General features: G+C 68.2%; 10 protein-coding genes. 3 read left to right on the forward strand and 7 right to left on the reverse strand.

The window, feature by feature from the left end; genetic code table 11:
- The coding region (locus RTM68_RS13215; RefSeq protein WP_312171640.1) for a MinD/ParA family protein at positions 1–1,844 on the reverse strand (1,844 nt) is incomplete at its 3' end.
- A gap of 69 nt (positions 1,845–1,913) precedes the next feature.
- Positions 1,914–5,321 carry a pyruvate carboxylase gene (locus RTM68_RS13220; protein ID WP_312171643.1) on the reverse strand — a complete coding sequence of 1,136 codons (3,408 nt, stop codon included), beginning with the start codon at positions 5,319–5,321 and terminating at the stop codon, positions 1,914–1,916.
- Between the two features lie 93 nt (positions 5,322–5,414).
- Between RTM68_RS13220 and RTM68_RS13225 the strand changes: the two genes are divergently transcribed.
- The gene (locus tag RTM68_RS13225) at positions 5,415–6,227 is read left to right on the forward strand and encodes a ParA family protein (protein ID WP_194763458.1); all 813 of its coding nucleotides are present in this window, start codon (positions 5,415–5,417) and stop codon (positions 6,225–6,227) included.
- A gap of 87 nt (positions 6,228–6,314) precedes the next feature.
- Here the strand turns inward: RTM68_RS13225 and RTM68_RS13230 are convergent, their stop codons facing one another.
- The 3 genes from RTM68_RS13230 to RTM68_RS13240 all read right to left on the reverse strand — a co-directional run bounded on the left by RTM68_RS13230 (position 6,315) and on the right by RTM68_RS13240 (position 8,132).
- Positions 6,315–6,860, reverse strand: a complete 546-nt coding sequence (locus RTM68_RS13230) for a MerR family transcriptional regulator (protein ID WP_194763459.1) — start codon at positions 6,858–6,860, stop codon at positions 6,315–6,317.
- 100 nt (positions 6,861–6,960) lie between these two features.
- Positions 6,961–7,647 carry a MerR family transcriptional regulator gene (locus RTM68_RS13235; protein WP_312171647.1) on the reverse strand — a complete coding sequence of 229 codons (687 nt, stop codon included), beginning with the start codon at positions 7,645–7,647 and terminating at the stop codon, positions 6,961–6,963.
- Complete coding sequence (locus tag RTM68_RS13240) at positions 7,647–8,132, reverse strand: FHA domain-containing protein (protein ID WP_194763461.1); 486 nt, start codon at positions 8,130–8,132, stop codon at positions 7,647–7,649. Before RTM68_RS13240 ends, RTM68_RS13235 begins: the two co-directional genes overlap by 1 nt.
- A 100-nt stretch (positions 8,133–8,232) precedes the next feature.
- Here RTM68_RS13240 and RTM68_RS13245 point away from each other — a divergent pair, with 100 nt between their 5' ends.
- Complete coding sequence (locus RTM68_RS13245; protein ID WP_312171649.1) at positions 8,233–8,925, forward strand: copper resistance protein CopC; 693 nt, start codon at positions 8,233–8,235, stop codon at positions 8,923–8,925.
- A 9-nt stretch (positions 8,926–8,934) separates the two neighbouring features.
- Positions 8,935–10,332, forward strand: a complete 1,398-nt coding sequence (gene lpdA, locus RTM68_RS13250; protein ID WP_194763463.1) for a dihydrolipoyl dehydrogenase — start codon at positions 8,935–8,937, stop codon at positions 10,330–10,332.
- 73 nt (positions 10,333–10,405) lie between these two features.
- On the opposite strand, the gene RTM68_RS13255 is transcribed toward lpdA, so the two are convergent.
- Both RTM68_RS13255 and RTM68_RS13260 read right to left on the reverse strand, forming a co-directional pair.
- Positions 10,406–11,125, reverse strand: a complete 720-nt coding sequence (locus RTM68_RS13255) for a methyltransferase domain-containing protein (protein ID WP_312171653.1) — start codon at positions 11,123–11,125, stop codon at positions 10,406–10,408.
- Complete coding sequence (locus tag RTM68_RS13260) at positions 11,122–12,276, reverse strand: type III polyketide synthase (RefSeq protein WP_312171656.1); 1,155 nt, start codon at positions 12,274–12,276, stop codon at positions 11,122–11,124. The genes RTM68_RS13255 and RTM68_RS13260 overlap by 4 nt, the downstream gene beginning before the upstream one ends.
- Between the last annotated feature and the right edge of the window lie 132 nt (positions 12,277–12,408).

Below are 12,408 nucleotides of genomic sequence, written 5' to 3' on the forward strand. Positions count from 1 at the left end.
CGCGCCGCGACCCGCGTCTCCGGCTGGAGGTTCGCGAAGACGATCGTGCCACCTCCCGCGATCTGGGAGTCATACGGCATCCGCACGACGTGCGCAGCGCGCGTCCGGAAGTGCGCCTCGAGCTCATTCAGCCGCACGAGAGGTGCACCCGGCGTCGACTGGTTGAGCACGATGACCGCTTCGCGCGCCTGCTCGGCGTATCCGTTCGTCTCCAGCCAGGTCAGCGTCTCGGACGCGAGTCGCGCCTCGTCGACACTGAGCCCCGAGACGATCACGATCTGATCGGCGAGGTCGAGTGTGGCCGACATCACCGAGTGGACGATGCCGGTGCCCGTGTCCGTGAGGACGAGCGAGTAATAGTGGGCGGCGACGCCGGCGACATCGCGATAGTCGCTGTCGCTGAACGCCTCGGCGATGCGAGGGTCGGGGTCGGACGCGAGCACGTCGAGCCGGGTCGCGTCGCGCGCGACGATCGCGGAGATGTCGTGGTACCCCCGTACCTCGTCGTGGATGCGGACGAGGTCGCGCACCGATCGGGAGTGCTGCGGTCGCTCCACGCGATCGGCGAGCGTGCCGCGGTCCGGATTCGCATCCACCGCGATCACACGGTCGTCACGCGCGTCGGCGAGCGCCATGCCGAGCAGAGCCGTGATGGTGGTCTTCCCCACGCCGCCCTTGCGCGAGAGCACCGGGACGAAGCGCGCCCCGCCGACGAGCGGTGCCGAGATGCGCGCCGAGAGAGCCTTGCGCTGCCGAGCCTTCTTGCCGTCGCCGATGTTGATGCGACGACCCGAGACCGTGTACAGGAAGTGACTCCAGGCGCCCTCGGGTTCCGGCTTCGTGATCTGATGGGGGTCGAGCAGACGGTCGGCCGTGAGCAGGTCGGCGGTCTCGCGCGAGGAGTCGCCGAGATCGTCCAGACGCTTCGACGACAGCTGCACGTCAGTGCGCGCGGCGCGGGTCGGTGCCGGTGTGGTCGACCTGGCGGGCTTCGGCGTGTCCATGGCAGGGCTCTCCGTCTTCTCGGGCACCGGGCGCCCGGCGGGCACCGTCGGGATCGCCCCGGTGCGAAGGGACGCTCGGGTTCTGACATCGGCCTTCGCTCGGGCGACGAACGCCGCAACGACGGCCGCCTCTTCGGCGGCCGCATCCGCCTCGATCAATGCTGTGGGTGCCGGCGTGACCACCTCGGGCTCGGGCTCAAGCGCGGGCTCCGGCTCAGGCTCAGGCTCAGGCTCCGGCTCCGGATCGGGCTCAGGCTCAGGGGCGGGCTCAGGCTCAGGCTGGACCTCAGGCGCAGGCTCAGGGGCGGGCTCAGGCTCAGGCTCGACCTCAGGCTCGACCTCAGACGCAGGCTCCGGGGCGGGCTCAGGCTCAGGCTCCGGGTCGGGCTCAGGCTCAGGCTCCGGGTCGGGCTCAGGCTCAGGCTCAGGGGCCGGCTCCGGCTCCGGCTCCGGCTCGACCTCAGCCTCAGCCTCAGCCTCAGCCTCAGCCTCAGCCTCAGCCTCAGCCTCCGGCTCGACCTCAACCTCAGCCTCAGCGATCGGCTCCGGCGGCAGTTCGATGATGATCGGCGCCATCGGGATGCTCGGCATATCCGCCGCGATGACCGTCTCGGCCGCCTTCGCGGCCGAGACAGGCTCGTCGATGACGAGGTCGGCGATGACCTCACCCTCGACGATGCCGTCGTCGGCGAGATCGTCGTCGTCGTCCTTCGGCAACTGCACGCTGACCTGCGCGGTGCCGCTGAGGATGCCGATGACCGCCGTGTCCATGGACGCGGCGTCGTCGAGCATTCCGCGGGACTCCTCGTCCGGCGATTCTGCTCTCTTCTTCGGGGTCACTTCGTCACTCCAAGCCTGTGCGAGCCTCGGGTGCGCATCGAAGGATGCGCGGCCCACGCCCGCCCAAGATTACTGCGCCTGGCTGATGACGACCAAAAGGTCTCCTGCGTCGACCTGCTGAGTGGCGCCGATCGCGAGCCTCTCGATGACGCCGTCGACGGGAGCGGTGATGGCCGCTTCCATCTTCATCGCCTCGATCGACGCGACCGGTTCCCCCGCCCTGACGCTGGATCCGACCTCGACCTTGAGCGTCACCACACCGGAGAACGGTGCGGCGACCTGTCCCGCCACCGAGGTGTCGGCCTTCTCGACCTCATGCGCTTCGACCGCGACGGAACGATCGCGGACGAACACCGGACGCAGTTGACCGTTGAGGGTGGTCATGACGGTGCGGATGCCCTTGTCATCCGCGTCGCCGATGGCCTCGAGACCGACGTACAGCTGCACGCCGCGGTCGATCTCGACGAGGTGCTCCTGCCCCTGCACGAGCCCGTACAGGTAGTCGCTGGTGTCCAGGACCGACAGATCGCCGAACTGCTCGCGCGTCTGTGTGAACTCGCGCGTGGGCGCCGGGAAGAGGAGCGCGTTCAGGCGCGCCCGACGGCTCGCGCTGTCACCCGCGAGTGCATGTTCGTCTTCGGTCGAGATCTCGGTGAGTCCCGTGCGCACGGTGCGTCCCGCCAGGACCTTCGAGCGGAACGGCTCAGGCCATCCGCCGGGCAGGTCTCCGAGTTCGCCCGCCATGAAGCCGACGACGGAATCGGGTACGTCGTACTTCTCCGGGTTGGCCTCGAAATCGGCAGGGTCCGCCTTGACGGCGGCGAGGTGGAGGGCAAGGTCCCCCACGACCTTCGACGACGGGGTCACCTTCGGCACACGCCCGAGGATGCGGTCCGCCGCGGCGTACATGTCCTCGATCAGCTCGAAGTCGTCAGCGAGACCCAGTGCCTTCGCCTGCTGGCGGAGGTTGGACAGCTGGCCGCCGGGGATCTCATGGCGGTAGACGCGCCCCGTGGGGCCGGGAAGACCCGATTCGAAGGGTGCGTACTGGCGCCGCACCGCCTCCCAGTAGGGCTCGAGGTCCGAGACGGCACTGAGATCGATACCGCTGTCGCGGTCGGTGTGCGCGAGCGCGGCGACGAGCGACGACAACGATGGCTGGCTGGTGGTCCCGGACAGGGGCGCCGATGCGGCATCCACCGCGTCGACCCCCACGGCACTCGCCGCGAGCAGCGTCGCGAGCTGACCGCCCGGGGTATCGTGCGTGTGCAGATGCACGGGCAGATCGAAGCGCTCTCGCAGTGCGCTGACGAGCTTCGCGGCTGCGGCGGGACGCAGCAGGCCCGCCATGTCCTTGATGGCGATGATGTGCGCTCCCGCTGCGACGATCTGATCGGCGAGATGCAGGTAGTAGTCGAGCGTGTAGAGGTCCTCAGCAGGGTCGAGAAGGTCACCGGTGTAGCAGAGCGCGACCTCGGCGACCGCCGTCCCGGTCGCACGCACCGCATCGATGGCCGGGCGCATCTGCTCGACGTCGTTGAGCGCGTCGAAGATGCGGAAGATGTCGACACCGCTCTCCGCGGCCTCCCGGACGAACGCCTCCGTCACCGCGGTCGGATACGGCGTGTACCCCACCGTGTTCCGACCTCGGAGCAGCATCTGGATCGCGACGTTCGGCAGCGAGGCGCGAAGCTTGTCGAGGCGCTCCCAGGGGTCCTCCCCGAGGAAGCGCAGCGCCACATCGTAGGTGGCACCGCCCCAGGCCTCGACCGAGAGCAGCCCCGGCGTGAGCCGGGAGATATACGGCGCGACCGCGGCCAGGTCCTTGGTGCGCACGCGCGTCGCCAGCAGCGACTGGTGGGCATCGCGGAACGTGGTGTCGGTGATCGCGAGAGACGTCTGCTCGCGCAGACTCCGAGCGAAAGCCTCGGGACCGAGCTCGAGCAGCCTCTGGCGAGACCCGGGCGCGGGATCTGCAGTCAGATCGATCGCCGGCAGTTTGCTGCGGGGATCGATCGCTCCGGGGTGGGATCCGTGGGGCTTGTTGACGGTGACATCGACCAGCCAGTTGAGGATCCTCGTGCCGCGGTCCTTCGATTCGCGTCCCTTGAGCAGCTCCGGGCGCTCATCGATGAAGGATGTGCTCACATCACCGGCGACGAACGCCTCGTCGTCGAGCAGCGCCTGCAGGAAGGGGATGTTGGTCGACACTCCGCGGATCCGGAACTCCGCCAGCGCGCGACGGGCACGGGCGACGGCTGCCGGGTAGTCCCTCCCGCGGCAGGTCAGTTTGGCGAGCATGGAGTCGAAGTGCGGGCTGATCTGCGCGCCCTGATGCACGGTCCCACCGTCGAGGCGGATGCCCGCGCCGCCCGGCGACCGGTACGTGGTGATCTTGCCGGTGTCTGGGCGGAATCCCTGCGTCGGGTCTTCGGTCGTGATGCGGCACTGCAGCGCCGCGCCGCGGACGTGCAGGTTCTCCTGCTGCAGCCCGAGGTCGGCGAGGGTCTGTCCCGACGCGATCCGCATCTGGCTCTGCACGAGGTCGACGTCCGTGACCTCCTCGGTCACGGTGTGCTCCACCTGGATGCGGGGATTCATCTCGATGAAGACGACCTCTCCCGACCGCTCCCCCGCGGTCTCGAGGAGGAACTCGACCGTGCCGGCGTTCTCGTACCCGATGGAGCGGGCGAAGGCCACCGCGTACCCGTGCAGCGCGGTGCGGATGCCGTCGTCCAGATTGGGCGCGGGAGCGATCTCCACGACCTTCTGGTGGCGACGCTGCACCGAGCAGTCGCGCTCGAACAGGTGCACGGTCTCACCGGTCTTGTCCGCGAGGATCTGCACCTCGATATGACGGGGGCGCACGACGGCCTGCTCGAGGAACATCCTCGGATCGCCGAAGGCGCTTGCGGCCTCGCGCATCGCCTCGGCGAGTGCGGGCGCGAGTTCCGCGGGCTTCTCGACGCGCCGCATTCCGCGGCCGCCACCACCCGCGACGGCCTTGGCGAACAGCGGGAAGCCGATGTCGTCGGCCTGGGCGACGAGCGCCTCGACGTCATCGGATGCTTCTGTGGAGCGCAGTACGGGCACCCCGGCCTCGATCGCGTGGCGCTTCGCCTCGACCTTGTTGCCCGCCATCTCGAGCACCTTCGCCGGAGGCCCGATGAAGACGATGCCGTTGGCGGCCGCCTTCTCTGCGAGCTCGGGGTTCTCCGAGAGGAACCCGTAGCCCGGGTAGATCGCATCGGCGCCGGCCTGTTTCGCGACTCTGATGATCTCGTCGACGTCGAGGTACGCACGCACAGGATGCCCGCGTTCGCCGATCTCGTAGGCCTCATCGGCCTTCAGCCGGTGAACGGAGCCGCGATCCTCGTGCGGGAAGACCGCGACGGTTCTCGCTCCGACCTCGTAGGCCGCTCGGAAGGCACGGATCGCGATCTCGCCGCGGTTCGCCACAAGGATCTTCTGGAACATGCACACCTCTGGAAGCTCGATGCACGACGTATTCGGCGCGCATGGGGCGGGGCTGAGTGTGCACCCAGCCTAGGGGAAGGTAACGTGGTGTTCGTGCACGTACTCAGCGTCAGCTCTCTCAAGGGAGGCGTCGGCAAGACGACCGTGACCCTCGGCCTGGCCTCAGCGGCCTTCGCCCGTGGTGTCCGAACGCTCGTCGTCGACCTCGACCCGCAGTCCGATGTGTCCACCGGGATGGACATCCAGGTGGCCGGTCGACTCAACGTCGCCGATGTCCTGGCCAACCCCAAGGAGAAGGTCGTCCGCCAGGCGATCACCGCGAGCGGCTGGGCGAAGGTGCACCCCGGAACCATCGACGTCCTGATCGGCAGCCCCTCGGCGATCAACTTCGACGGCCCCCACCCCAGCGTGCGCGACGTCTGGAAGCTCGAAGAGGCGCTGGCCGCCGTCGAGGCCGACTACGACCTCGTCCTGATCGACTGCGCCCCGTCGCTCAACGCTCTCACTCGTACCGCCTGGGCGGCGAGCGACCGCGTGATGGTCGTCACCGAGCCCGGTCTCTTCTCCGTGGCAGCCGCGGACCGCGCCCTGCGCGCGATCGAGGAGATCCGTCGCGGGCTCTCTCCCCGCCTGCAGCCTCTCGGCATCGTGGTGAACCGCGTGCGTCCGCAGTCGATCGAGCACCAGTTCCGCATCAAGGAGCTGCGCGACATGTTCGGTCCCCTCGTGCTCTCGCCCCAGCTTCCGGAGCGCACGTCGCTTCAGCAGGCGCAGGGAGCCGCGAAGCCTCTGCACATCTGGCCCGGCGATTCCGCGCAGGAGCTCGCCGCCGACTTCGACTCGCTGCTCGACCGCATCATCCGTACCGGGCGCGTACCGGTTCCGGAGACCGGCCCCCAGGCCTGACCGCCGGCAGACACAGAAACGGCCATCCTCGCGAGAGGGTGGCCGTTCTTCGTTGTCGTCCTGCCGAGCGGAGTCGGACCGGACTGCTCAGGCGGAGCGCTGGGAGCGACGCGCCGAGAGCTCGTCGACGGGGTCGGGTGCCGCGGAGTCGAACGCCACGAGGGTGGACTCCACCTCACGCAGGACCTTCCCGACTGCGATGCCGAAGACGCCCTGGCCGCGGCTCACGAGGTCGATGACCTCATCGTTCGAGGTGCACAGATAAACAGAGGCGCCGTCGCTCATGAGCGTGGTCCCGGCGAGGTCGCGGATGCCCGCGCGACGCAGCTCATCGACGGCGGTGCGGATCTGCTGCAGCGAGATGCCCGTGTCGAGCAGGCTCTTCACGAGCTTGAGCACGAGGATGTCACGGAAGCCGTAGAGCCGCTGCGACCCGGAACCGCTCGCGCCGCGAACGGTGGGCACGACGAGCTCGGTACGAGCCCAGTAGTCGAGCTGGCGATAGGTGATTCCGGCGGCCCGAGCGGCCACCGCTCCGCGGTAGCCGACCTCGTCATCCATCGCCGGCAGACCGTCGGTGAAGAGGAGTTCGGGTACGAACCGCGGGTCGCCTGCACGCTCATCCGCATTCATCTGGAAATCCTCCCTGGAGCTGTTACCTCCACGCTAGAGCAGCCCTCGGGCACCGGCAATGACATCCGTGTGACGTCGAAGGTGTGTCGCAATCAGTTCGTTACGAAAGCAGCCGAGAGAGTGCTTCCTTGACGAAGAGCGAGCGCACCTCGTCGATCTTCGAGGCGAGCGACGGAGCCATCTCGCTGGCCTTGGCCCGTGACGGAGCATCCGTCCGTCGCAGCAGCGCCGACATCGCCGATTCGATCAGAGCGACCTCTCGCTCGGCCCCCTGACGCAGCGAACGCAGGTGTCGCGGCTCGATGCCGTGGCGGTCGAGCGCGACCAGTCCGCGCAGCAGCGTGACGGTCGCCTCCGAGTAGGTCTCCTGGGCGATGATCACGCCCGTGCTGATCGCGTCGTTGAGGAGCTGAGGTCCCGCCCCGGCCGCCGAGAGGAGCTCGTCGCGGCGATACCGACGGGGCGCCGGGGTGATCGAGGGCGGAGGTGTGAAAGCAGCCGAGTCGCCGTTGGCGTCCGCCTCGTCGAGCTGCTCTCGGATGACGCTGAGCGGAAGATAGTGGTCACGCTGCAGGGAGAGTCCGAGGCGGAGGCGCTCGATGTCGGCGGGAGAGAACTTGCGGTAACCGGACTCGGTGCGCGAGGGCGAGACGATCCCCTGGACCTCGAGGAAGCGCAGCTTGCTGGAGGTGAGCTCGGGGAATTCGGGAGTGAGTCGAGCCAGAACCTGGCCGATGCTCAGGAGGCCCGCTGACGCGGAGCGTTCACGGGCGGAGGATGCCGCCATCAGGCGTTCGCCGCGCCACGATCGGCGGGCGACGCGAAGAAGTTCAGCCGGAACTTGCCCACCCGCAGCTCGGAACCGTCGACGAGGGCGCTGCGATCGACGCGCTCACCGTTCACGTAGGTGCCGTTGAGGGACCGCTGGTCGATGATCTCGAACGACGCACCCGAACGGGTGATCTCAGCGTGACGACGCGAGACGGTCACGTCGTCGAAGAAGATGTCCGCCTCGGGGTGGCGTCCGACCGTGGTCACATCCGTGTCGAGGAGGTATCGGGCACCTGCGAGTGCGCCGGAGCGCATCAGCAGAAGAGCCGATCCCGAAGGAAGTGCGGCGATGGCACTCTGCTCGACATCCGTCAACTCGACCCCGAAGGGCACGAATGAGAGATCCGAGTCGTGTCCGAACGTCTGCGTCACATCGTGTCGCTGCTCGCCGGAACGGTGGATCGCGGCATCACCGGCCTGTCGGCCTTCGCTGTCTGTCACTTCTGCCCTCCTAGTCCTCCAGACTAACGGATCCTGACCGCCTCGCGGTGTGCGGGTTCACGCTCAGTCCCCGCACACCGCGAGTTCCTAAGCTGGACGGGTGAAGACAGACGCCCGACGCCTCCCCACCGCTCCGCTCGCCCTCGCCGCCGCCCTTCTGGCGGCCTTCCTCGTTCTGGTCGCGCCGCTGTCGGCATCGGCGCACGACAGCCTGACCGCATCCTCTCCTGAGGCGGGCAGCACGGTCGAGACGCTGCCCGCGGAGCTGACGCTCACCTTCAGCGCGAAGCTGATCGACGGCGAGGGAGCCACCGAGGTGGTCGTGACCGACGCCTCAGGCGCATCCGTGACGGACGGGCCCGCGACCGTGAACGGCGCCGTCGTCACCCAGCCGCTCGTCGCCGAGGCCGCGGCCGGGGCTTACACGGTCCTCTGGAGAGTCGTCTCCAGCGACGGCCACCCGATCTCCGAGGAGTTCGGCTTCACCGTCACCACGTCGACCCTCTCCGCCCCCACCGCCACGCCCGAGACCGCTGCACCGGAGACGGCCGAGCCGACGGAGCCCGAGCAGACGGCCGCTCCCGCCCCCACCTCCGAATCCACCGACGGTTCGACCGCACCTGAGGAGTCCTCTGCCTCCACCGCCTGGATCTGGATCCTCGCGATCGCCGGCGTCCTGGTCGTCGTCGTCGCCGTGGTCATCGCGTTCGCTCTGAGGGGACGGGGCTCGAGCGGATCCGAGCGCTCCACAGACCCGTCCGCCGCAGACTCCGACGCACCGTCGGAGCGATAGGCTTAAGGCATGCCACACTACGATGTCGTCATCCTCGGTGCAGGTCCCGGCGGATACGTCGCTGCGGTCCGCAGCGCGCAGCTCGGTCTCTCCACCGCCATCATCGAAGAGAAGTACTGGGGTGGTGTCTGCCTGAACGTGGGCTGCATCCCGTCCAAGGCTCTTCTGAAGAACGCGGAGCTCGCGCACACGCTCAACCACAAGGCCGACTTCTTCGGCATCTCCGGTGAGTTCACGATCGACTACGGCAAGGCGTTCGACCGCAGCCGCGTCGTGGCCGACGGGCGCGTCAAGGGCATCCACTTCCTGATGAAGAAGAACAAGGTCACCGAGTACGACGGCCGAGGCACCTTCACGGGACCCAAGGCGATCTCGGTCGCCAAGTCCGACGGCACCACCGAAGAGGTGACCTTCGACAACGCGATCATCGCGACCGGCTCGAAGGTCCGCCTGCTGCCGGGCGTGCAGCTCAGCGACAACGTGGTGACCTACGAGGAGCAGATCCTCAGCCGCGAACTCCCGAAGTCGATCGTCATCGTCGGCGCCGGCGCCATCGGCATGGAGTTCGCCTACGTGATGACGAACTACGGCGTCAAGGTCACGATCATCGAGTTCCTCGACCGCGCACTCCCCAACGAGGATGCGGACGTGTCGAAGGAGATCGCCAAGCAGTACAAGAACTACGGCGTCGACATCCTCACCTCCACCAAGGTCGAGTCCGTCGTCGACAACGGCTCGTCCGTCACCGTGTCGTACACCGGCAAGGACGGCCAGCAGAGCTCCATCGAGGCCGACAAGGTCCTGATGTCGGTCGGCTTCGCTCCCAACATCGAGGGCTTCGGACTCGAGGCCACCGGCGTGAAGCTCACCGAGCGCGGCGCGATCGACATCGACGACCACATGCGCACCAACGTCGAGGGCATCTACGCCATCGGTGACGTGACCGCCAAGCTGCAGCTCGCCCACGTGGCCGAGGCGCAGGGTGTCGTCGCGGCCGAGACCATCGGCGGCGCCGAGACCCAGACGCTCGGCGACTACCGCATGATGCCCCGCGCGACGTTCTGCTCGCCGCAGGTCGCCTCGTTCGGCCTCACCGAGCAGCAGGCGAAGGACGAGGGACGCGAGATCAAGGTCGCGACCTTCCCGTTCATGGCCAACGGCAAGGCGCACGGACTCGGCGAGCCCGTCGGCTTCGTCAAGCTGATCGCCGACGCCGAGCACCTCGAGCTCATCGGCGCCCACATGATCGGCCCCGACGTCTCCGAGCTTCTGCCCGAGCTGACGCTCGCGCAGAAGTGGGACCTCACGGCCCTCGAGCTGGCCCGCAACGTGCACACCCACCCGACGCTGTCGGAGGCGCTGCAGGAGGGCTTCCACGGCCTCGCGGGTCACATGATCAACTTCTGATCCCGCCCGGATCGCCTCGAAGGCCCGGCACGCTCGCGCGTGGCCGGGCCTTCGTGTGTCATGGCGCGGCGCATCACGGTGCGGTGGTCGTCTCCCACCGCAGCTCCAGTCGCGAGGGAAGTCCGAACCGCACCGTCCACCCCGACGGCGCGACCGATGCGAGCTCGCCGGTCGTGTACGAGCGTCGGATGCTGATGAGACCGTCCTCGCGGATGAACGAGCCGCGGAACACGGTCGAGGCCAGGATCCCGGTCAGGGTGCCGTACAGCGCGTAGGCAGTCCTGCTTCGAGCGATGTCGCGGTGCACGACGACCCCGCTCTCCCCGACGAGACCGGCGGAGTCGCGCAGCAGGCCCTGAAGCTCCTGCGGCTCGAGGTGATGCATGACGTGGTTCGAGAAGACCACGTCGTACTTCTCCCCCGCCGCGAGGAGCTCCTCCGCGAATGCGCAGCGATATCGGACGCCCGATCCGTCGTCGTGCCGAGCCGCCCAGCGGACGGCGCGCTCATCGGCATCGAGCGCCGTGATCTCGGCAGACAGACCGTCGCGCCGCAGTCTCGCCGCGAGCATCCGGCAGACATCGCCCCCTCCGGCTCCGACATCGAGGATGCGGATGTGGCCGCGACGAGCGCGGGGTCGGATGTCCCGGCGGTAGAAGAGGCCTGGGCTCGAGACGAGCGCGTTCACGGGGCGGAAGCGCTCGTAGGTGCGCTCGAGCATCGCGATATCCGCATCCGGATCGTCCATGAGCTCGCGCGCGTCGACCGCTCGGGCCGAGAGATCGTGTCTCATTCGACGCCGGCGACGACGGTCATGAGCGCACTCTCGGCCGTCAGCCCCGGGCCGAAGGCCATGGCGGCGACACGGGATCCCACGGCAGCCCCGTCATCGAGGATCCTCTTGATGACGAACAGGATCGTCGCGCTCGACATGTTGCCGTTCTCGCGCAGCGTCTCGCGCGCGGGGCGCATGTGGGCATCGGTGAGGTGCAGCCGCTCCTGGATGCGATCGAGGATGCTGCGACCGCCGGGATGGATCGCCCAGTGCTCCACCCGCTCCCCCACGCGCCCCTCGTCGAATGCCGCTGCGAGCTCGCCCTCGCGGGCATAGAGCGGCCGTATCGCGCCGATGATCGTCTCGCCGATGATCTGAGGAACGGCTGTGGAGAGGATCATCTCGAATCCGTTGTCTCCGATCGTCCAGGCCATGTCCTTCTCGCCCTCGGCGGCGATCGCCGTGTGGAAGCCGTCGAGACGCACCGAGGGAACCGGGGTCGGCACGTCACGGGCCGTGACGATGCACGCCGCGGCGCCATCGGCGAAGAGCGAGTTGGCGACGATGAGGTCAGGATCCTCGGACGACCTGAGGTGCAGCGTGCACAGCTCCACGCTGACGACAAGGACCACGGCATCGGGGTCGGCCGTGCAGAACTGACTCGCGGCGCGGAGGGCCGGCATCGCGGCGTAGCAGCCCATGAAGCCGAGATGATAGCGCTGCACGGCGTCGGAGAGACCCAGCGCCCGCACGATCTCGTAGTCAGGACCCGGCGCATGGAAACCGGTGCACGACACGGTGACGACGTGCGTGACGTCGGATGCGTTCAGATCGGGGTCAGCGTCGAGAGCGCGCCGAGCGACGTCGACGAAGAGCCGCGACGCCTCGCTCGTGTAGAGATCGTTCCTGACCTTCGTGCCGGGTGACCGGAGAAGCCCGGCTCCGCGATCGTAGAAGACCGCCTCATCGACGTGCGCCGTGGGAGACAGCTCCTCGATCACCGTATGGCGAGTGTCGATGCCCGAGCCGTTGAACGAGGCGCCGATGATCCGCTGCCCCAGCCTGCCGACGTCGGGCTGCGCCGCGAAGATGTCGCGTATCTCCGGCTGCGCGAGAACTGTGTCGGGGACGATCGTCCGCAGCGAGCGGAGGACGACGGAGCGGCTCATGCCTGTCACTCAAGCATGAGCGCGCGTCGGCGCGGAAGGGGCTTGCGCACTGTGGCGGGTTCCACGAGCGATACCGACTCTCATGACCGCGTCAGAAGCCGAGGGCTCGCGCGAGCTTCGACCCGGATGCCG

Source organism: Microbacterium sp. (assembly GCF_031988965.1).
Classification (GTDB): domain Bacteria; phylum Actinomycetota; class Actinomycetes; order Actinomycetales; family Microbacteriaceae; genus Microbacterium.

Coding starts and splice junctions, on each gene's coding strand:
- RTM68_RS13235 (WP_312171647.1), bottom strand. CDS start 7,647: ATGGCGGCATCCTCCGCCCGTGAACGCTCCGCGTCAGCGGGCCTCCTG.
- RTM68_RS13230 (WP_194763459.1), bottom strand. CDS start 6,860: ATGAATGCGGATGAGCGTGCAGGCGACCCGCGGTTCGTACCCGAACTC.
- lpdA (WP_194763463.1), top strand. CDS start 8,935: ATGCCACACTACGATGTCGTCATCCTCGGTGCAGGTCCCGGCGGATAC.
- RTM68_RS13255 (WP_312171653.1), bottom strand. CDS start 11,125: ATGAGACACGATCTCTCGGCCCGAGCGGTCGACGCGCGCGAGCTCATG.
- RTM68_RS13260 (WP_312171656.1), bottom strand. CDS start 12,276: ATGAGCCGCTCCGTCGTCCTCCGCTCGCTGCGGACGATCGTCCCCGAC.
- RTM68_RS13220 (WP_312171643.1), bottom strand. CDS start 5,321: ATGTTCCAGAAGATCCTTGTGGCGAACCGCGGCGAGATCGCGATCCGT.